Source organism: Paenibacillus glucanolyticus (genome assembly GCF_037333485.1).
GTDB classification, from domain to species: Bacteria; Bacillota; Bacilli; order Paenibacillales; family Paenibacillaceae; genus Paenibacillus_AQ; species Paenibacillus_AQ glucanolyticus.
This window is the reverse complement of record NZ_CP147845.1, coordinates 572,690-594,889: the sequence shown is the minus strand read 5'-3', so window position 1 is coordinate 594,889 and position 22,200 is coordinate 572,690. Positions and strand designations below refer to the sequence as shown.

The 22,200-nt window shown below is 49.2% G+C and carries 15 protein-coding genes; 3 read left to right on the top strand and 12 right to left on the bottom strand.

All coding sequences use genetic code 11. The features are described 5' to 3' along the window. Positions 1-3: 3 nt before the first annotated feature. Both WDY75_RS02665 and WDY75_RS30700 read right to left on the bottom strand, forming a co-directional pair. Positions 4-744 carry an ABC transporter ATP-binding protein gene (locus WDY75_RS02665; RefSeq protein WP_063477954.1) on the bottom strand — a complete coding sequence of 247 codons (741 nt, stop codon included), beginning with the start codon at positions 742-744 and terminating at the stop codon, positions 4-6. Between the two features lie 15 nt (positions 745-759). Next, positions 760-1,512 carry an ABC transporter permease gene (locus WDY75_RS30700; RefSeq protein WP_409348326.1) on the bottom strand — a complete coding sequence of 251 codons (753 nt, stop codon included), beginning with the start codon at positions 1,510-1,512 and terminating at the stop codon, positions 760-762. A gap of 139 nt (positions 1,513-1,651) precedes the next feature. Between WDY75_RS30700 and WDY75_RS02660 the strand changes: the two genes are divergently transcribed. After that, complete coding sequence (locus WDY75_RS02660; protein ID WP_063479707.1) at positions 1,652-4,111, top strand: O-antigen ligase family protein; 2,460 nt, start codon at positions 1,652-1,654, stop codon at positions 4,109-4,111. 76 nt (positions 4,112-4,187) lie between these two features. On the opposite strand, the gene galU is transcribed toward WDY75_RS02660, so the two are convergent. Continuing rightward, positions 4,188-5,060 carry a UTP--glucose-1-phosphate uridylyltransferase GalU gene (gene galU / locus WDY75_RS02655; RefSeq protein WP_063477956.1) on the bottom strand — a complete coding sequence of 291 codons (873 nt, stop codon included), beginning with the start codon at positions 5,058-5,060 and terminating at the stop codon, positions 4,188-4,190. A 75-nt stretch (positions 5,061-5,135) separates the two neighbouring features. After that, entirely contained in the window at positions 5,136-7,097 is a 1,962-nt protein-coding gene (locus tag WDY75_RS02650) for a hypothetical protein (RefSeq protein ID WP_063477957.1), read from the bottom strand. Between the two features lie 619 nt (positions 7,098-7,716). Here WDY75_RS02650 and WDY75_RS02645 point away from each other — a divergent pair. Then, a complete protein-coding gene (locus WDY75_RS02645; protein ID WP_063477959.1) occupies positions 7,717-8,466 on the top strand; it encodes a MerR family transcriptional regulator in 750 nt (249 codons plus the stop codon). A 92-nt stretch (positions 8,467-8,558) separates the two neighbouring features. On the opposite strand, the gene WDY75_RS02640 is transcribed toward WDY75_RS02645, so the two are convergent. From WDY75_RS02640 to WDY75_RS02630, 3 genes are all read right to left on the bottom strand, one after another. Beyond that, complete coding sequence (locus tag WDY75_RS02640; RefSeq protein ID WP_063477960.1) at positions 8,559-11,072, bottom strand: U32 family peptidase; 2,514 nt, start codon at positions 11,070-11,072, stop codon at positions 8,559-8,561. A gap of 378 nt (positions 11,073-11,450) precedes the next feature. Further along, positions 11,451-11,708 (bottom strand): hypothetical protein, encoded by a 258-nt coding sequence (locus tag WDY75_RS02635; protein WP_063477961.1) that lies wholly within the window; start codon positions 11,706-11,708, stop codon positions 11,451-11,453. 11 nt (positions 11,709-11,719) lie between these two features. Beyond that, the gene (locus WDY75_RS02630) at positions 11,720-12,817 is read right to left on the bottom strand and encodes a DNA alkylation repair protein (protein WP_063477962.1); all 1,098 of its coding nucleotides are present in this window, start codon (positions 12,815-12,817) and stop codon (positions 11,720-11,722) included. A 418-nt stretch (positions 12,818-13,235) separates the two neighbouring features. On the opposite strand from WDY75_RS02630, the gene WDY75_RS02625 reads away from it, so the two are divergent. Then, entirely contained in the window at positions 13,236-14,444 is a 1,209-nt protein-coding gene (locus tag WDY75_RS02625; RefSeq protein ID WP_063477963.1) for an MFS transporter, read from the top strand. A gap of 164 nt (positions 14,445-14,608) precedes the next feature. Here WDY75_RS02625 and WDY75_RS02620 read toward each other — a convergent pair whose 3' ends face one another. The 5 genes from WDY75_RS02620 to WDY75_RS02600 all read right to left on the bottom strand — a co-directional run bounded on the left by WDY75_RS02620 (position 14,609) and on the right by WDY75_RS02600 (position 22,055). Continuing rightward, entirely contained in the window at positions 14,609-16,564 is a 1,956-nt protein-coding gene (locus tag WDY75_RS02620; protein WP_063477964.1) for a GTP-binding protein, read from the bottom strand. Between the two features lie 252 nt (positions 16,565-16,816). Next, on the bottom strand, positions 16,817-18,751 hold the full coding sequence (locus tag WDY75_RS02615) for a copper amine oxidase N-terminal domain-containing protein (RefSeq protein WP_063477965.1): 1,935 nt from the start codon (positions 18,749-18,751) through the stop codon (positions 16,817-16,819). Next, entirely contained in the window at positions 18,751-19,827 is a 1,077-nt protein-coding gene (locus tag WDY75_RS02610) for a S1C family serine protease (RefSeq protein WP_063477966.1), read from the bottom strand. The genes WDY75_RS02615 and WDY75_RS02610 overlap by 1 nt, the downstream gene beginning before the upstream one ends. Before the next feature lie 238 nt (positions 19,828-20,065). After that, positions 20,066-20,275, bottom strand: a complete 210-nt coding sequence (locus tag WDY75_RS02605; protein ID WP_006213009.1) for a hypothetical protein — start codon at positions 20,273-20,275, stop codon at positions 20,066-20,068. A gap of 184 nt (positions 20,276-20,459) precedes the next feature. Beyond that, positions 20,460-22,055 carry an S-layer homology domain-containing protein gene (locus tag WDY75_RS02600; RefSeq protein ID WP_228030139.1) on the bottom strand — a complete coding sequence of 532 codons (1,596 nt, stop codon included), beginning with the start codon at positions 22,053-22,055 and terminating at the stop codon, positions 20,460-20,462. Between the last annotated feature and the right edge of the window lie 145 nt (positions 22,056-22,200).

Genomic DNA, 22,200 nt, shown 5'->3' with positions numbered 1-22,200 from the left:
TACTCATTCCTGATCTTTAAATTTATTTAACACATGAGCTGTTTCACCTATCATTTTTAATTGACCTTTGTCTATCCATATAGTCCGATCACATATTTTTTCTATCTCTCCAAGAGAATGAGAAACAAAAAGTACCGTTGTTCCTCCTTCTAGTAGTTCCTTCATACGTGCCTGGCACTTTTGTTGAAACTTAAAATCACCAACAGAGAGAACCTCATCCACGATTAAAACATTTGGCTTCGTACAAGTTGCAATAGAAAAGCCGAGCCGAGCCTTCATTCCTGAGGAGTAATTTTTAATTGGTACATCGATAAAGTGCCCAAGTTCAGCAAACCCAATAATATCAGGTTCCATAGCGCGCATAAATTTATTAGAATGTCCAAGTAGTGAACCGTTCAAATAAATATTCTCACGTCCAGTCAAGTGCTCATCAAACCCAGCACCAAGTTCAATCAGAGGGGCCATATTCCCATTAACGTTTATGCTTCCTGATGAAGGTTTTAGAATTCCAGCAACTATTTTTAAAAGTGTGCTCTTGCCTGCGCCATTCAGCCCAACAACTCCCATAATCTCCCCTTGCGCTACTTGAAAAGAAATATTATTTAATGCGTTATGCTCTTTAAACTGCAATTCTTGCTTAACCAGTTTAACAAAATACTCCTTAATTGAATCCACTTTCTCTTGATACAAACGATAGGTCATAGAGACATTCGAAACATCAATAACAATTTTTTTACTATGCATAGTCTCCTCTTGTTCTTAAAGATGTAGTATAAAGTTATTTTGTTTCTTTCGAAATACAAATAGTCCTATTATCAAAGTAACTAATGAAATACCAATACATATCAAATGAGTACCTACCCTGCCTGTACTTCCGTTCAAAGTTATATCTCTAAATAAACTAATATAATAAAATAGAGGGTTTGCCTCAACTATCCACCTATATTTATCAGGTATGATTTCAATAGGGTAAATAATTGGAGTCAAATACATCCATGCTGTAATAACAACACTATACAAGTGATTCAAATCTCTAAAATATACAGAATATGAAGAAAGGAGTAGGCCTACTCCAGCAGCAAAAACAAATAAATATAAAATTGGTAATGGAAAAAGCACTATGCTCCACGACAAAGTAATACTAGAAAACAACATAATTATGAACAATATAATCATGGTAAAAAATAAATTTATCAATGAAAAAATAGTTTTCGATAACGGAAATAAATATCTAGGGACATATATTTTTCTAATTAGTGAGGCATTCCCATTAATAGATCGCATTGACGTGTTTGTTGATTCTGAAAAAAAATCAAACATCAGTTTTCCAGTTAAAAGAAACAGCGTATAATTTGGTATATGTCTAGCAAACAGTGTCGAAAAAACAATAGATAGCACAGATATCATCAATAATGGATTAAGTAAACTCCATAATATCCCCAATTTCGATCTTCGATATTTAAACTTAAAATCTTTTTTTATTAATTCTATAAGAAAGTGTCTATATTTCATAAAATTATAAAGATGATTTTTCATCAAATTTTTACCTCATATTTATCTTAAAATTAGTAGCTTAAGTGCTAGAATTGGTTTGAGTTCCAAAAACTATGTTAAAATATTGTCGTATCTACACGAAAAGGAGCTAATTATGTTGTCGAATCCAGTATACGGTAAAAAATTCGCCTCGTCGAGGAAAGCTGAGACGAGATCAACTTTATTTTGGGTGTTAATCACAGGAATTATTCTATTTTTAGCCTGGACACCGTTCCAGACGGCATTGTTTAACGGACAAATGCTTGAATTTGAGAAACCTATTTTTTGGGCTGCTATATTTGCGTGTCTATTATTATTTCTCTGGATTGCGCAATATTATAAAAGCATTCAACTCAAGGATCAGAGAGACTGGCTTGCTGTCGGAGTACTTTTACTTCCTCTAACTTACATACTATCACTCATCAGTGCAGCCTCTCATTATCTAGCTATGAACATGGTCATCATTAATTGTATCTATGCCATTATGTTTATCATTGGATTGTATGTACTTCGTGACAAACTGGGAAATCGAATCATACAGACCACCATCATGACAGTTGCTTATTTGATCGTCGGGTTCGGTTTATTACACTGGTTCGGTCAGGGCAAAATAGCAGGTGCTATAGCAAAATGGTTCTCTAATACGGTCTTTAACGGCATTTATAGACATGCGGTCATGACAGATTCCAACGGTCTGCGTCTGACTTCGGTGTTCCAATATGCGAATACATATGCTGCCTTTTTAATGGCATTCTTGTTTGCAGCCATCTTCTTTATTACAACATCACGTAAATGGTACGGCCAAGCGTTCCATAGCTTCATGCTGGTACCCATCATTGTATCATTGCTATTAACATTATCCCGAGGCGGCCTCGTGATGCTGCCAATTGTTTTCATACTACTATTACTGTTTCTGAAACCTACGAAGCAATTGTTGTGGATTCTTTATTGTGCAATTGCAGTTGTTGCTTCCTTACTCATATCTAAATCGGTTACAGACCTTGGATTACAGTTGAATAAAAATTTTAGTGGTAGTGAAGCTCTTAAAGGCTGGGGAATTTTGCTCGGTGTTTCCTTAGTCGTAGGAATACTCGGTTGGATAATCCAACGTTTCATTGCTCCGAAACTGGAATTAGCACTAGAAAAATGGTCCGCAAAAAAAGGCTCAGCCCTGTGGATTCCGCTCGGTTCCTTAATGGTTGGAGGGCTGCTGATCTTTCTGTTCATCAGAACCGGCCTAAAAAATATACTCCCGCAGAACATCAGCGTCCGGCTCGAGAATATTAACTTCAATCAGCATAGTGTTCTCGAACGCTTTACATTCTATAGAGATGCTGTAAAACTACTTGCAGACTATCCGATCATCGGCGCAGGCGGGGGAGCGTGGTCTGCATTGTATGAACAATATCAAAATAATCCGTACACGAGCCGCCAGGCCCATAACTTCTTTCTGCAGTATTTGGTCGAGGTTGGTATTGTCGGATTCCTTATTTTCATGTCGTTCATTTTGTTCATTTTCTATAAGTATATTCTTCGCTATATCAAAGACAATGAAGAAAACCGTAATTCGCACTTCTTATATCTCATTATTGTCTTGTCCATCTTTATGCACAGTATTCTGGACTTTAACATGAGTTACGTCTTTTTAGGGATACTCGTATTCCTCGGGCTGGGTGGGATGGCTGCTGCAATGGACAGTAAACCGGTTAAACGATGGAACCTGAAAAATTCAACTGCTAGCGGTGTGTACACTGCCTTTGTCAGTCTTTGCGCGATTATCGTACTGATTACCTCCATTCGTTATGTTCAGGCTGCTGAAGCAGCCATGGATGCAAGAATAACCGCTCAGGTCAGTTCATCGTATGAAGAGATCAAGGCTCCGCTCGACAAGGACTTAAGCATCCGGCCAAGTCACCCGGATTCCGTTCTGCTCATGAGTTCACTGTATCACAACGTCTACATGCAGAATCAAGATGAAGCCTTCTATCAATTATCTTTACAGTTGCTAAACAAGGCATTAAAGTACGAACCCAATAATAAGTCCATCCTGAAACGGTTGATTGCCGGATATGAGTTGAAGCAACAACCAGAGGAGGCCTACGAGGTACTCATTAAAAACGCTCATAAATACAAATGGGATATTGAGTGGTATGAACAACTTATCAATAAAGGCTACGACCTCGGTATGAATGCTCTGGGAACTGGCGATACCGCTGCAAAAAACAAGTACTTCAAACAAGCAACGACAGCGTTCACTGAGGTACAATCAGGCATCCAGTATCTTACTACATTGCCGGACGGGCAATTACAAGGACGTGCATTTAAAAACACACCAGACATGATCTTACAAGCTGGTAAGATGTACTTCTTTATGAATCAACCCGAACAGGCATCAAAAGCTCTTAAGCTTGGCATACTAGATGATCTCTCGCAAACGACTCACCAGGATATCGTCTTATGGTATCTGGCATCTTTACAGAAACAAGGCTTGAGCGATGATGCACTTATGGAGAAACTAACTCAAGTTGATCCGAATGCGAAGCAAAATGTGCAACAGCTTGCAGGTCTTCAGTTCTAAATAATTAAGGGACAGTTCGTGGTAGAATAGTCTACCCAACTGTCCCTTTTTTTCTTATGGACTATGAAATTGTTCCCTACCGCACCTTCGCCAAAGCCCCACTCATATAAGCAATCAAATCATCTCTCAACTCTTCCCGCTGCAATGCATAATGAATACTGGTTTCAATAAAACCCAGCTTCTCGCCGACATCGTGGCGTATGCCATCAAAATTGTAGGCTATAATTGGACTCCGACGGGCTAGCACAGACAGAGCATCAGTCAGTTGGATCTCCCCGTTCTTCCCAACCTCCTGATTCTCCAGCAAGTCAAAGATCTCCGGTGGCAAAATATAACGGCCCATGATGGCCAGGTTGGATGGTGCCTCTGCACGGGACGGCTTCTCTACCAGCCTTGACGTTTCATAGATTTGGTCGGATTTCTGAAATCCATCCACAATCCCGTACCGATCGACTTCGTCCCACTCGACAGGCTGAACGCCTACAATGGCGGATTGGTAGGTGTCGTACACCTTCATCATCTGCTTCAGGCAAGGCACCTCCGACTCCACGATATCGTCACCGAGCAATACCGCAAACGGCTCGTCTCCAATGAATTTGCGCGCACACCAAATCGCATGCCCAAGACCCTTGGGCTCCTTTTGCCTAATATAATGAATGTCTGCCATCTCTGAGGGTTTTCGGACTTCCTCAAGAAGGCCCCATTTCCCTTTCTCAGCCAAATTATGTTCAAGTTCAAATGAGGAATCAAAATGGTCCTCGATCGCCCGTTTCCCTTTACCCGTCACGATGATAATGTCCTCAATACCGGAAGCCACAGCTTCCTCGATGATGTACTGAATGGTCGGCTTGTCCACTATGGGGAGCATCTCTTTCGGCATCGCTTTCGTGGCCGGTAGGAAGCGCGTGCCGAGTCCCGCTGCCGGTATGATCGCTTTACGAATATTCATTTCTAACTATCGTCTCCATTTCCTTCATTTTCCCGAATGATGCTATTTTAACATGTTCTGAACGGTCATTCGACATTAAAACCGATTTTTGTCAAAGTCAGGCAGCTTCAGCGTAAAGGCCGAGAACGACTCCTTGGAGTCGGGGAGGACGACGGTCACCACCCCGCCATCAAAAACATGGCTCGGCAAGGCTGTGGTCGTCGCCTGGTACTTATCTTTCATATCGACCGGAAGCTCCATGAGCACCTTGCCATAATCCCTGCTAGTGATGATGACAGGAATTATCTCTCCGTATTCACGGTTAGTCTGCATGCGGATGCTCAAGCTCCGGTCATGATTAAGCACAACTTGCACATTCCCTAATACGGCGCGATCCGCCTCGGTCATCTCCCAAGCAAGATCACCCACAAAACCACCGGATCCATCACCCGCCCGCTGAAGCCGCTCCACGATAGCCTGAAAGGCTTGAGGCTTCGTCTTCATAGCCGCCTCCGTCTTACGCAGCTCATCGCTGATTTGCAGTGTAGTGTTCATGACGTGTCTATTGGCCAAGGCAACCTTTAATCCCAGTTCCTTATTCCACTGTCCGAGCGGCAGGAACACCTTTCCGTCGACGACCACTTGCTTGTTCTGGCTGGCTGCAAGTTTGCTCGTTCGACTTTCCCGCTGGAACAACAGTTCCTTACCCTTCACCTCATATTGGATATGGAATGTATCGGCGAACTCCTTCAGTGGAACGTAATACAGGCCGTTCATGTGGAACGCGGGCTGCCCTTCATAAGAAAGCACACCGTTACCGGATGTCACCGCGACCGGAAGCGTCAAATAGAATAGGCCCTCATACGAGAAGGAGTCCCAGTAGTTGACCCAATCCCGGTACTGGTCGTACTCGATTTTGAAATGTTTCCCTTCCGGGACGTAATAGAAGGACGGCGGATAGGCGCCCGGATTAGAAAAATAGTATTCGATGACGTAGAGCTCATCCGATGCCCACCGAATCCCGGTAACATACGCTTTATATAAGGCGTCGTATTGCTGTACCAGCTTCAAGGTTTTAAGATCATACATGTACACTTTGCCGTTCTGCGTCTTGTTGACGCCTCCTGAAGGATCCGCAATGATCACCAAGTACTTGCCGCCGGGGGAAACAAAGGTTTTTACTTCCTTGACCAGCCCCTTATAGAGAGAGACGGTTTTACCGCCGCTGCGACTTCCCTCCACGGTCCATTGGTAGGTACCGTTTTGGTAACTGTTCTTCCATTTAATCCTGGTCCCTCCTGCCATAAAACTCTTCGTGGACGTGGATTGCTTGGAATCATATGCCACCCGGTTCTCCGTGACTTTGACCGCGCTGCCCTTCCCTCCGCCGAATGTAACGTTATAACAGCCGGTCAGTTGGCTATTGGGGCAATATACACCAAAATTCTGTGAAGCCGGAGCCGGCGAGAGGCTGTAATCGGTTTCCGTCACATCCTCCGAAGTGATTAACCGCCCCCCGGACAGCTTTCGCTTGTTGTCCACCAGTGAGTAATACTGGATTCCGGTTTTTTCCGAATATAAGGAGTACAGGCCGAGCTGGGCTTCAAGCCCGACTCTTGGCCCCGGCTGGATCTCCTTCACTTTTCGCAGCGACAAGGTGGTGTAATCAAATTCATAAATAATAGTAACTTCACCTTTTCCTTGGACAGGGCTCTGTACCGCTACCGTATAGGCTTTGAGTCCTTGAGGCGTGTCCGCGACAACCCCATCCTGCATATTGAAACCGTTCGTGGACCAAAACCGGTAGTGCGACGGCAACAATGTCTTATCGGTAAAATCATATTCACTCACCTTTTTCATCCCGGTATCAAAGCTGATCCGGGTTGTACGGACCGTGACTTGATTCTGGGTTCCATCAAAAATGTAGGTTGCCCGGTGCCTTACCTTTTCCTTCCCATCGACAGCAGCTGCCGACGTAATCCCCTTCTCTGGCAAAACGATCAGCAGGGCACATAGCAGCAGAAAAGCAATGCACCTTCTTCTTGTGTTCGTGATCATGCTAAAGTCTCTCTCCCATCTCAAATCGTATATGAAGTAGCCAAGAATGACTCCCTTGGACCTTTATCGGTTCTTGGTGCGACTTTGGAAAGCCAAGGCCGATATCTTGAGATAGAGAATTCGAGCATTTACCCATGGAACGGGCAGCCCATCACTTGTACAAAACTTCATTCGACAAAAAGCCAAAAAAGCTGATTGCTGATGATAGAAAGAAACGTCTACATCAATAATCTCGAAATTCACACTGATCCTGTTGGTGGACATCTCGCCGCGCAAAGCGCAGTTATAGAGATCGGTGGCCTCAAATTTGGGCGCAGTGCAGCTAAATATAATCCTGTTAAAAGTACACCTGCGATCGTGAGACCAGTGAGTGTACCGGAGTAAAGTGTATTTTCAAAGACGGTTTCATATATGGATTGCATCCCATACTTGACTACCACCATCACTAACACAAATTCAAGGACCAGCAACAACACCAGCTCCCGCCATGTCCAAGGGTCCTTCTGCTTCCAAGTCTCCGTTCTGCTCATCATCCATTCCTCCAGATTCTCTGTGATATAATTCCACTATAGAGAGTGACGTGACGTCACCTGCAAGTTTTATGTTCAGGAGGAACGGCATGAATCGATGGACAACCGGGCAAGTAGCCAAACAGTGGAACATCTCGGTCCGAACGCTGCGCTACTATGATCAGATCGGTCTCTTAAAGCCAAGCGAGAAAGAGGATAACGGACGCCGTTACTATTCGGAAGACGACCTGTTTACGCTGGAAAAAATCACGCTTCTTAAATCGTTGGCGCTGCCGCTGGAGGAGATCCAAAATGTGCTGGATAAGTTATCCTACCGCGATATTTTGACTGCGCATCACAATCATCTGCAGGAACAGCTGTCTTTGTTACAGACCCATATTTCCAACACCACCTCCCTGATCCATATGATCGATCTGGAGGGTTCGCTCTCCTGGGAGCGAGTATCCCACCTTGTACAGAACGCACAAGCGAGCGCGAAAAAATGGACGGATTATTTCGAGGAAGAAGAGCGTGCCTTTCTACAGCAGGCACTCCCGAATCTCAGCCACAATGACCGGATGACGCAGCAGTACGTCTCACTGCTCCGAAGAATAGAGTGGTGCGTACAGCAGGCTATCCTGCCGGAATCCGATGAGGGCTATAATATAGCCAGCGAATTAATGGCGCTGTCCAATGAAACTTTTGGCGGAGATGAAGACTTAATGGACAAGTTCTGGGAAGTGCGAAAGCGTCCGGCAGAAGAATCCGGGCTGTATCCTGTCTCGGAAGAGGTGCTGGAATTTGTGGAGCGGAGCATTGCATATGTGGAAGAACGGAAAAACATTAAAGAGTTGAGATAGGATAGAAGTTATATTCATATTCTCCAGACAAAAAAAGCACATGCCAGCCCAATCGCTGGCATGTGCTTATATTTCATAAAAATATCTATTCCTTACTTCACCAACTGCCCCCGCGTTACCCCAAGCTGGTTGGTTGCCTTCAGCTTCTTCCATACCTGGGTACCGTTGATCTCGCCGCGCAGAGCGCGGTTGTAGAGATCGATGACTTCGTGGACTTGCTCCGGCGTCTCTTCGAGAAACTCCACGCGGTAGCTGGATACGCCCAGCTCCATGAAGTTCGCGAGATACTCGGCGCCGGACTGCTCGATGGCATTGTATACCGTGTTACGGCAGCCTTCGTCTACCCGAACCGGGTGGGACATGCCGATCCGGTCCTGCAGGGACACGCGGCTCTCTTCGCACGGACGACCGCAGTTCGTAAAGTCCGTTCCTTCGCTGAGGAACGTGCAGTACACGCAGTGCTCCGTATGGAACATCGGAAGATGCTGATGGATGACAATCTCCATTTTGGACGTGTCGGCCTTACCGAGAAGATCCACCATCTGCTGGATGTTCAGGTCATAGGAAGGCGTGACGGCATCGCATCCGGCTTCGACGAACAGGTCAACCGCCTTATGGTTGGCGATGTTCAAGGAGAAGTCGCCGATCAGCCGGGGATGCTTCGCCCCCGGGTTCTCCATCCGGTGGCGCAGGTAGAAATACAGCGCACCGGTGTTGCGCACCAGCACGGCGTCCGGCTGGAGGCGCAGGATGTTGTTGTGGTAGCCGTTCTCGCCCGGCATGTGAATGCGCGGCGTTGCCAGCGCAATCTGTTTGCCGGCTGCACGCACGGCTTCCACCGCTGCCGGGAACTGCTTGATGAACTCGAAGTCGGCGTAGATCATCTCAACGCCGGCCTCGAGTGCAGCCTGCACCTGCGGCAGGCTGCGGCACAGCGCGGTGAGCTTCGCCTCACCGCGGCCCACGGGCGCTGCGGGCACAGCCGCATCGCCATACACCGCCACCGCCCGTTTCACGTACACGGGCGGTTTAGGCCGCTCGCCGGCGAGCAGCTCCACCGCACGGCGGCGGATGCTGTTGAGCTCGCGAATCGGCACGATGACGTCGCCGTACAGGTCGACGTCCAGTGCCTCAAGCTGGAACACCGTTCCGCCCAGGCGGCCAAGCTGCTCCTCCAGAATTTCCTGGCTGAGCGGGCGCTTCTGGGCAATCTCCAGTTCCAGCTCCGAATCCACCTGGACCGTCGTGCCCTTCTGCACATCGGTCCACCAGGTTGACAGCAGCTGTCCGGGACGGCCGCTGACACGCACATGTACCGGGAATACCCGGTACGGCTTCTCCGTCTCGTACGTCTGACGGAGGCGCTTGTCCAGTGCCGGATCATTGGTCTTCCAGATCCGGTCGCCGACATGCAGCTTGCGCAGGTCCACGTCGCTCCGGCCGGGAACAATATCAATGATCCAGCCTTCCTCCGCTTCGCCCTCCAGCTTCACGCCCTTGCGCCGTACGTCGTAGACGCGTCCGCCTTCTTCTTTTTTCGTAGGATCTCCAGCATCGAACACGATGCCGTCCCCGCGTTTGAGCGGCGCATCCAGCTTGCAGACAACACCGTCGCGCAGAATCTGCTCTACCCGGCCGAGATACACGCCGCGGCTTTTTGGAAACGTACCCTCAACCAGCTTTTTATTGTTCGTTCCATCCAAGAAGCCATGCGTGAAGCCGCGCGAGAAGCTCTGCTGCAGCTCACGCACCTCTTCCTTGCTCGGTCTCGCATCTTCCCCGTCGAAATACCGGTCGATGGCCTTCCGGTACTTGCTCACAACGTTGGCCACATACTCGGGGCTCTTTAAACGGCCCTCAATCTTAAACGAAGTCACGCCCGCTTCAATCAGCTCCGGCATCAGATCAATGGCGGCCAGATCCTTTGGCGAGAGCAAGTAGGCGACGTCGCCCATCGGCTTCTGCTCGCCATCCACGATCAGATCATACGGCAGACGGCAAGCCTGCGCGCACTCGCCGCGGTTCGCGGAACGACCGCCCCACATTTCGGAAGTCAGGCACTGACCCGAGTACGATACGCATAGCGCACCATGCACGAATACTTCCATCGGCAGTTTTGCCTGCTCCCCGATCTTCTGGATTTGCTTCAGATTGTTCTCGCGTCCAAGTACGACGCGCTCCATATTAAACGGCTTTGTGAACTCGACAGCCTCCGGCGAAGTGATTGTCATCTGCGTAGAGCCATGGATCGGGAAGTCCGGCGAGATTTCGCGAATCATTTTCACCAGACCCAGATCCTGCACAATCACCGCGTCCACCCCGGCATCCACGCAAGCATCAATCAGTTCCTTGGCATCCTCCAGCTCGTTCTCAAACACCAGAATATTAAAGGTCAGAAATCCCTTAACCCCATAACTGTGCAGGAAGGCCATAATTTCGGACAGCTCATCCATCCGGAAATTGTTCGCCCGTGCACGGGCATTAAACTTTTCGACTCCAAAAAAGATCGCGTCCGCCCCATTCGCCACGGCAGCCCGCATACAATCCCAATCCCCTGCCGGAGCCAGCAATTCCACGTCTTCTCTTTGTATTGCTTTCGTGTCCATCTATATCCTCCCAGACCGGTTCATGCCGGTGTACTGTGTACTACTATTCTTTCATTGAAACCAACAAGCCATACTCTATTTTCATAGAACAGGACGTCTCACATCTATATCAATTGGTTGTTAACACTTGAATAGCTCTTCAACTTATCTAGTGTACCAAAAGTCCGGCTTCTCTTCTACCTGCTAGCTTGATTTCCACACATTTGATAGTGCTGCCATAATCCGCATGGCGCTCAGTTTTGCACAAAACAAAAACAAGCCCTCCCCTTGGAAGGCTTGCCTCACATGACCTGCTACGACCGCTGCCTGGCATGATCACCGTGCGGGGCTAGTATTATCATCTCTTTCTTTTGCATACGGGGATTACTTCCTCTTTCCTCAACCAGGGATCTGGAATACTGCATGTTGATCTCCGTATCCTTTAGTCAGAGCCTTCTTAACATCTCGGCGGTCGACAGCCATCCAAGCCTGCCCCGGACCACGCACCGTGCCGTGCGCCAGGGAGCAGTCGCACACGATGTACAAAACTTTGGAACGGAACTCTCCCGTACCGTCAACCCGATCCAGGATTCCTTTGCCAGAGGTTTCCAGTGCAACGTCCTGCACCCAGGGTTTGCCGGTATACGTCCTGCACAAGTCCCCTATGCTTACTCCGCGCCCTCCAGCACAAAGTCCATGCTGGCCAATCGCTTGCCGTTCACCACAATGTGAAGGCGGTGATCACCGGAGTAGAAGCGGCGCGTCGAGATCGGCTTAAAGGATTGCTTTTTCTCGACCTTCCAGCTTCCCGGTGAATAGATCTTGTCCGAGCATTTATAGCGTTTCGGCGCAAGCTTGCCGTTTGCCTTCATATAATCAATCTCATAATCGATGCGCAGTGCCATCGGATTACCGGTTTCATTGACCACCTGAAAAACAAACTCCAGGTCGTCGCCCATCGCGATCACAGATCGCTTGATCCGAAGCTCGCGGACTTCAAGTCCCTCAAGCTCTTCCAGCTCCACATATCCGAAAATAGCCAATGCCCGGATGTCCCCTTTTCGCAGCAGAGAACGCAGCGCATGACGCACGATCCAATCCGTGAGAGGATGCTGCCCATACCACTTCGCGGCAATCTCAAGCACAAGCTCCGGGTGGTCCTTTGAGATATCGTTCAGGTGATTTGCCACGCTTTTTCTTACATAGAGGGAAGAGTCCTCTTTCAGCTGCTCCAGGATCGGCAGAGCCGGACGCGGATCCTTAATCAGCGCCGGCAGCTGCGGGGCCCAGGGCAGGCGCGGTCTGCAGCCCTCGCTCGCCAATCTGCGCAGATGCTCATCCTCAGACCGAGCCCATGTCATCATCTGGGTCAGCATCCGTTCCTGATCCTGCATAATAAAGGAGCGCACGGCAAACTCCGCCGTAGAAGAATGCGTGAATACCGCCAAAGCCTCCATCGAGGTCTCCAGGTCTTCCATGCCATTAACCTCAACATAATCCGGAAAAAACACATATTCCACGCCTCTAAAATGCGGTGCCACCTGTTTAAGGATCTGCACAGCATCGGGGTAGGAAGCGGGCAGCGTGTCCGTTAAGGCCATCGTAATATGACGAATGCGCTGCTTGAACTCCTCCCGCTCCCAAGCTTCATCATGAACAAGCCCCATGAACCGGTTCACATCGAATGCCGGATAGGCTTCCTTTAACCGGTCGGTCACTTGTTGGAACAATGTATTCGAATATAGATCCTTCAGCGTTTCTCTCATGTCAGTTCTCCCCAAAAAAATAATTTTACGATATTATGTCAACGTCTTATCGATTCCTGAAAACCCTTTATTTATGCGATGACCAGGGGATTCCAAGCCATCCTGAAATGAGCCTTTAGCCTCCATACACCCGTACCCAGCCTCTTCCCATTCCATATCATGTGGTGTAGGATGAAGTTGCACGCCTTTCGCTTTAGTGCGGTAGTCTGGGTGATTCCAGTTTACCAAATTTGGGGGGCGTTTTGCTTTACCCGAATTGTGATATCCCTTTTATGGGAATGACCGAAGTTAAGATTTTGATATTTATAAATAACCCAAGAGACCGTGAACAACTAATACATACACCATTATCTATTTAAAGATTGGAGGGGAAGCCCGAAGGATTACAACAAATCGCACATCAGGAGATGAAGAAGACATGGAAAGTTGGAAAAAGAATTTATGGATACTATGGTTCGGCTCCTTTATTGTTTCATCAAGCTTCTCAATGGTCATACCATTTCTCCCGCTTTTTCTGATTGAACTCGGCGTTACCAAGAATACGGAAATGTGGTCGGGACTGCTGTTCAGTTCCGCTTTTTTTGCGGGCGCCTTGTCCTCTCCCTTCTGGGGAGCTGTAGGGGACAAATACGGGCGCAAGCCGATGATTATCCGTGCAGGGCTCGTGCTCTTTGTCATCTATGTTCTGATGGCGTTTGTAACGAATGAGTACCAGGTATTGATTCTTCGCCTGCTGCAAGGCCTTCTCTCCGGCTTTATCCCGGGCGCTATCGCAATCGTGGGTACCAATACCCCTGAGAAAAAGGTCGGTTATGCCCTCTCGATGATGTCCACGGCAACCGCCACCGGCGGCATCATGGGTCCCATGATCGGCGGCACGCTGGCCTCCCTGTTCAGCAACCGAATGGCATTCGGATTGGCAGGGTTGCTCTGCTTCGCAGCTACGCTGCTCGTCATATTCTGGGTCAAAGAAGAGAAATTCGTACCCAGCAAGGAGCGCGTCTCCGTCATGAACACGTTCAAAGTCGCCGGACACAACAAAGCGCTCATGACCGTGCTCATGCTCACCGTTCTGACGCAGTTCTCCGTCATGACAATCGAGCCCGTACTGCCACTCTATATCGCTCAGATTGGCGGCTCTTCATCCCATACTTCGATGATTGCCGGCTTCGTCTTCTCCATCGTCGGGATCGCGAGCATCCTGTTTGCAGCTAGGTGGGGGCGCTTGGCCGATAAAATCGGATTCCAGAAGGTGCTCCTGATCGGCCTGCTGGCCGGCGGAATCGGATCGCTCGCTCAAATCCTGTTCAGCAATATTTGGGCGTTCTCAGCCATCCGCTTTGCCTACGGTGCGTTCTTCTGTGCCGTATTCCCCGCACTCAACGGCCTTGTTGTCAAACATACGCCAAGCGAATTCCGCGGACGGGCGTTCAGCCTCAACCAGACGGCCAACCAGATTGGCGGCATGGCCGGACCGCTCGTTGGCGGTTTGGTCAGCGGCGTTTTTAACATTCACTCGGTGTTCCTGATGACCGGCGTCTTAATGCTGATTACAACCGTCATCACCTATTGGACGATGCGCCCTTCGCGCCAGCAGCCAGTAGAAAAAGGATCCCTCTCTTCATAATCCACTTGGACTGCGCACGCGTTAAGATCGATATGATGCATGCGCAGCACCTTCCGGACCTAAATAAAGCCTTGGTATCCCTTATTTGCCCATATTACTTGTCTGCACTGCTGGACGCATTATCACTCGATTTCCTAGCTGTACGCCTATTCGCTTCCGCTGAGCTACACATGCATATGCCGGTCGGCTTCATCCCAAGGCACAGCATAACCGCTGCCCTTCGCACAAAAGATGGAGGAGGAGCTGTATTCAGGATCGGCATTCTTATCGTATCCTTTACGATCAATGACATCTGCCTCGTTATGACAACGGTCATAACCGCCGTAAACAAGGGATATCGCACCTCTTCCTTTGGTATAGGCGGCTAATTCCATACTGTAATTCATCATGGTCGATACAGGAGCTGACCCCGTGACCGTTACCTTGTCCCCTGATGTTTCCGGCGGCTCAAAGTTGGCTTTCGCCTGGGTCAGATCCGACATCAACCGTCCAATATGCTCCACATCCACCTTCACCTTGAAGTGATAGTAAGGCTCCAGCAGCCTATTGCTTGCTTTCTCCAGGCCCTGGCGAAGGGCTCGGTAGGTAGCTTCCCTGAAATCCCCGCCGTGTGTATGCTTGTTGTGCGCCCGCCCCTTAAGCAGGGTTATCTTGATATCAGTGACCGGAGAGCCTGTAAGCAGCCCGTGATGATCCCTCTCACCGACATGCTGGGCAACCAGATGCTGATAGTTGACCGGCAGAACATCGGGATGACAAGCATTGGCAAATACGATGCCGCTGTTGCGCTCTCCGGGCTCCAGCCGGAGATGCACCTCCGCATAATGCTTCAGCGGTTCGAAATGGCCGCAACCCACAACATCCTCTGTGATGGTTTCTTTGTATAGAATCTCCGGTTCACCGAATGAAATCCGGTATCCGAACCGCTCGAACACGATGCGCTCCAGTACTTCAAGCTGAATGATCCCCATCACGTGAATATGAATCGCCTGGGCCGGCTCGTCCCACTGCACGGACAACGAGGGGTCCTCCGCATCCAGCAGACGAAATCCGCGCAGCATATCCTTGGGATGAATGGAGGATTCAAACAGCACCTTCGACTTCAATGTCGGTACAAGCTCGTATGCCGTCCGTCCGCTTAAAGCCCCGAGTCCGTCTCCTGCCGCAGCTGCAGAAATACCCGTCACCACAAACAGATCACCCGCATGCACCCGGTCGGTATTCGTGACACGCCCCCCGTTGATCAGGCGGATAAACGTCACCTTCTCCCGGATCATCTCGGCTCCGGACACATAAACGATTTCATCCCGCACCTGCAGCGTTCCGCCCATGGCTTTGATATAGGTCAGCCTCGTTCCCTGCTCATCATGGCGAATCTTATATACCCTCCCGGCAAAATCCGCCCCGGGATCATAATCCGTAACAGTCAGCAGATCCAGCTGATGCAGAAAATGAGTCACCCCCATATTCTGCAGAGCAGAGCCGCTGAAGCAGGGGAAGAGTTGTCCTTCCCGTATCATCGCTGTCATCGTATCCAACCACTGCGAAACCTCATATCCCTGCTCCATATAGAGCTCCAGCAGCTTCTCGTCCCGCTCTGCAATCGCCTCTATAAGAGAGGACTGCATCACGCCTTCGTGCAGCACATCCTCCTCTGTGATCATGCAGGCGTCCTCGGTAAGCTCATGTCGAATCTCTTCAAGCACACGCGGCACATCCGCGCCCACCCGATCGATTTTATTAATAAAAAAGAACGTAGGCACCCCATGCTTGCGCAGCAAATGCCATACCGTCTCGGTATGACCCTCGACACCCTCCACGGCACTGATGACAACAATCGCGGCGTCCATTACCCCAATGGCCCGCTCCATTTCCGGGGAGAAATCGACATGACCCGGTGTATCGATCAAATAATAGGTAGAGCCGTTGAACTGCATGGTCGCCTGATCGGCGAATACGGTGATCCCGCGTTCTTTTTCAATATCATGACTATCCAGAAAAGCGCTCTGATGATCCACGCGGCCGCGCTCCTGGATGGTATCGGTCATATATAACAGCTGCTCTGCCAGCGTGGTTTTCCCCGCATCCACATGAGCGAACATGCCTATTGTTTTTTTCATCCGCTGTTTCCCTCTTCTACAAGCCGATTTCATTGATTATAAATACACTCACTATTTTAATTTTAACATATCGAACCGCAAAAACGGCACATACGTTCTATATGTCACCAAATAATTTGGCGATATCCCCGCTGTCTATATCAAAACAGCTGCCCCTCTGCACCCCATGGATGCAGCTGGACAGCTATAAATGATGCCGATAATGAACCCTATTGCAATAAAAAGATCAGATGAGTTCCTTCATGTCTTCTATCATTTCACCAGTTCAAATGATGACAGCGCACGCTCAATCGCGGCTTTCTGCGCGTCCGTTGCATTGGCATCGTTCAGCGTCGTCGTAATCGTGTAGGCAATGTTCCCGCTCTCAAAGACGATTTCCTGTGTGGTGAAACCTACACCGTTCTTGACCTGATGTACCTTGATCGACACGGCTGGGACACCGGCGTAAGTGATATTTTCAACCCCAAGCAGCTTCACCTTGGTTCCCGAGGCTGAGCTCGCTTCGTTATAATATCGCTTCAGATTGCTGACGATGTATTCTGCAGCGACGTCCCTTTGTGCAATAATCTCAAATCCGCCCCCGGCAAAACCATACTCCACGCTTCCCTGCTCGAACTGATCGTTCAGCGGCTCCCAATACCTTGGGATATCGATATGATAGCGATAAGCTTGAGAGTTTTTGGTTCTCATTTTGGATTTATCCGTCAGATAGCCTTCCTCGCCAATACGGCCGAAGTTCTCCGGCACGACCTCATAATCGATTTCAATCGATTCCAGAACCTTCTTCCAGTTGGAGGCCGCCCGCTCCTGGCCATCCGGTACCGCGTACTCCAGATAATAACGATAGCCGTTCTTCTGAATCATCACTTCATACTCGGTTACCCATTTATCGCCGAAGTTGTACCGTACCTCCTGAATCTGTCCTTTTACACCCGATATTTCAACAGGCGTAAGTCCGACATATTCGTATGCATCCTTGACAAAGGATTCCGGCAGCCAGTCTTTAAGCCGCTGCGCCCAAGCCGACAATGTAGAGTCGGCCCCCGTCGGAGCGGATGTCACCGAAACGGACAGGTAGCCCTCTCCTTCCCCGCCATACAGCATTTCCTTGTTGTTGATCTCCCAGCCTGCAGGAACGCCGAACCATATTCCGTATTCCTCACTTCCTGCTTCCCGGAGACCATTGACAATGGTCGATACATCTTTTGCTGATTTGTCCCCCGCACTATAGGTCGTTCTGAATGAGCCCAGCAAGCCCGCATGTTTGTCCATATCCTTGTAGTGAACCGCTTCTGCATCGGCAAAATACAGCTCATACACGCGGTCGTTGGCATAATACTGCCGCCCTTCCCATAAGACGCCGTCCACATCGCGGGAGATGACTCTGGCGTATCGTACGGTTCCGCCGGAGACCGTCTCCTGGTGAAGCACAACATCCCCGGAGTCGTTTACTTCCTTCAGAAGACGTTCCAGCAGGTCATCGGGACTTTGCTTCACCTTCTGGGAGGAAGCATGGATTTCCAAGTAGTAACGGCCCGTCGCGTCATTGAACGCGGCTCCGCTCTCGTCGTCCGTCCCTCTTCCAACCATCATCCAGGAGGGATAATTCATACTCCATTCATAATAACTATTCCCGATCCGGGTCTTTCCCGTGGTATTGTTGATTTCGCCTTCGCCCTGCTTCTCTTCCTTATCCATAACCATGAGGCTAATGGACAGCTTGCCTTGGGAAGAGCTTACCTTGGCGCCAATCCCTACCGCAACCGGGCGCAGAGGCACCATCAGCGTGCCGGCTACCATCGTTGGTTCTGCCGGAAGCTGCACCTTTTTCCCATCGATCCAAGCCGTCTTGTTGTCGATCACGAGCACAACGGTATGCGAGCCTTGCAGCAATCGAACCCGATTCTCCCCTTCGAGCCTGATCTCGCTGCCAAAAGCTTTCTTGAACACGCCAAGCGGCACCATGAGCACCCCCTGTTTCAATTGGGGTTTGGCAATCGTGTAGGCTGTGCCATTCACCGAAGCTGTACTGCTGCCGCTCTGCACCGTCAATACCCGCTTCTCGGGAACCACGTCATCCCCCCATACCGGAAGTGACAGCGACGTAAATAACATGAAAGCCGCTACCGTACCCGCTGTAAACCGCTGCAGACGCCGGCTTGACTCCGTGCTTGCTCTCTTAACCATTACTCAGCCTCCCCAACGCTTGACGAAACAGCTTGGCTTCCATCCTGGCTGAGCGTCAGTTTAAGATTTACGATATCCCCGTCACGCTGCATCAGCAATTGAACATGCTGGCCCGGCATGAAGGACTTTAACCGTTCGTTTATATCCACAACGGAATATACGCGCTTTCCGTTAATTGCGTATAACACATCGTCTTCTTGAATCCCGATTTTGCGTGCCTCTGCAGACAGCACCTTGGTAACCGTCAGTGGGTCATCTGAAGGAAGCCCCACAATGGCCGACCAGCTCTCTTCCAGCTCCAACCCGAGTGCCGCTCTTCTCACTTCACCATATTTCAATAAGTGATCCGTCACATAACGAACGGTTTCCGCCGGAATGGAGAAGCCCATATTTTCAATGCCGACCGCGGCGAATTTCTTGCTGTTGATCCCGATAACCTCGCCCTTCAGATTAACCAGCGGGCCGCCGCTGTTTCCAGGGTTGATCGCTGTATCGGTCTGAATCAGACGGTAAGAACCGTCCACGCTGCGGTTTAGACCGCTAACCACACCGACCGAGGCTGAATTCCGCAGCGAGAATGAGATCGGGGTGCCGATGGCAACCACGGTTTCCCCCACCAGCGCATTTTGCGCGGTAGCGGCAAACTTGGCCGGCTTCAAGGATTTGGCATTGATTTTAACCAAGGCGATATCGCTCATCGGATCACTGTATACGCCCTTGGCTTTATAGGATTTGCCATCGGAGGTCACAATCGTGATGCCGGTTAGACCATCCACTACATGGGCATTCGTCACAATCCAGCCGTCTGACTTCCAGATGACCCCCGTGCCATGAGCGAGGTTATATCGATCGTCCACTTCCCCGCCTCCTGATGCAGCCTTCCCGATAATGCCAACGACCGACGGCGACATCAGGCTGATGACCTGTGGCACCGCGTTTTGTTCATATGTACTTTTGTTGTTTGATGCTGCAGCTGCCGCAATATCGGTGTCCATAACGACACCGCAGCTTCCCGCCAGAATCACGGTCCCCAGCAGAACAGCAGCTGATCGCTGCTGCCAATGTATATTCTTCAATTGTTCGGTTCCTCCCCCGGTTCCATCCTCTATCCAACTTGTACTCCTCAATTTATCATGTTTTTCCATATACAGCCATTGCTTCTAGACCTATTTCTTTTTTATTTTCTTGCGGATTGTGTAACTTTCCCTCGAAGCAACAAAAAGACGCCTTCATCCTGCAAGAGCAGAAGGGCGTCTTGTTTGTATGTATTTCCTTCGTCAAATGAAGCCGCTTTAATAACGTACGAAATGCAGCCTAATTGTTAAACCATCCCGTAATCATGGCATAGTCAGAATACAGGAACACAAATAAGCTGACGAGGCCGAAAGCGATTGCGAATTTATTTTTTTGGCGGGCCATCAGCAAGCGAACCACACCAACCAAGATCAAAATCGTAAACAAAATCATAAAGATATCAAATGTCTTGAATGTTGCGCTCGCATCCGATGCTGCTGCAAGGATCATGAAACGTACCTCCTCGTGGGTTTGTTCTCGGGCAAATTTACATATCTTCTTATATGTTATCCATGTGCCCGTCCAGATGCAAGCCCTCTGTCCCCAAAAATGAAAAAAAGTCATAAAATTTTCTCATTTTTAACCAAATTGTCAGACTTCAGTATGACTTTCATCATGGGTGTGGCCCGTTATTTTAGGGAATGTAATCGGGTTGGGGCTGCTTGGAGCTCTCAAGCGGCACATCTGCAGGATCAAGATGATGTCCTCCATCGTCCTCCGTGACCGACTCCGGTTCGGCTGTCATTTCCTCTTCCAAGTCATCATTAGGCAAGGCTACGGACGGGTCCGTGATCGTGATCCGATCCTCCGGATCCTTTTTGACATCGAGGGCAACCTCATTGGACGGTTCACTGCTTACGTTCAGTCCGTTAACAGCGACCACATAAATGGTATACCTGCCAGACGGGCCAGCTAACATATTGAGATTTGAGATGAGATACGCACGGTTATCTAACAGATCATCATTTAAGCGTGATCTCGATCCGTCGGTTCCTATGTAGTAAACATTATATTTAACGCCTTCCTGTGCATCTGACCAGGTTAGACTAATGGATTCCTCTTCCTCATTTAGAATAGCCTGAAGACCCGATACTTTATTCGGCCGGCTCGAAACTTCGCTGGAATAACCGCTCTTGCCGATCCTATTGACAGCTTCTATGACATAGAAGGTCGGCTCCTGATGAGTTGCGTTCAATATCACATAAGAACCCGCCTCCACATTCGCTCCGTCTGCCAATAACGTATAGCCTGCCCCCGGCTGTGCACTGGAATAGACGTTGTAGGTCTCGCCCTGTCGCTGAGTCCAGGTCAATTGAACCTGACCATTCACATCATGAAATTTCACATTATTAGGAGCTGAAGGTGGTGTTGTCGGCAGCTGTGATTGTAACGGCCCCTGCGATTCCGTTCCCGATTGCGGTGAATGTGGCTGCGCACCTCCTGAAGGTACTTCTGCTGCTTCTCGGGAAGGCGTCGCAACTCCATAGATGATCGGTAGCGTATCCTCTGATTGAGTCTCCTGCTCTTTCTCTGGCTGAGAATCCAGCTCTTCCTCGGGAGTATCTAACTCGCTCTCGGGGGCATCCAGCTTGATCTGCTCTGCCGCTTGCAGCCATTTGAAGGTTGCCGCGGCGGCGGCTTCCCTTGTAACTGTCCCCTTGGGGCTAAAACCATTTGCGGTTTCCGGGAAGAGACCTAGTTCCAGCGCAAGTGCTGTAGCATCCTTTGCATATTCGCTAATCGAAGGATCATTAGTCTTCTCCTGCAAGGTTCCCTCATGCAAAATTTCCTTGCCGGTAATCTCTTGCAGGGCTCTCTGGCATAACACGGCCATATCCTGCTGTGTCAGCGGTTGTCCCAGTCCAAACCTTCCGTTTCCGACTCCCATGACGAGTCCCTTATTCACCGCAGCTTCTATAGCGGAGAAGGCATAATGATCGTTAGACACATCCTTAAATGTAGCCCTCTCGGGAGGATTGCCTGTACTCAGATTTAACGCATTTACGATCATGATAACAAAATCCTGCCGGCTCACGCTTTCTTTCGGATTGAACTCCTCGTACCCGTCACCTTGGAGCAGCCCGCTGTCTGCTAACCGGAGAATGGCATCCTTTGCATAGGATGGATCGATATCTGAAAAAATAACGCCTGCTTGAGCACTAGTGGATGAGTTTATGTATAAAGCACTTGCTGCCAGAGCAATCAGCATGGAATAGGTGTACCTCTTCATACAATCCCCCCATTAATCAAAATCACCAAGATCATACCATATCCTGGAACGGGATGGTATTGGAGGAATATATGAAAATACACAGTATATTCCTTCACCGACTACTCCATTCTCTAAGCTGCTCTTGGATAAGAAAAAAAGAGCC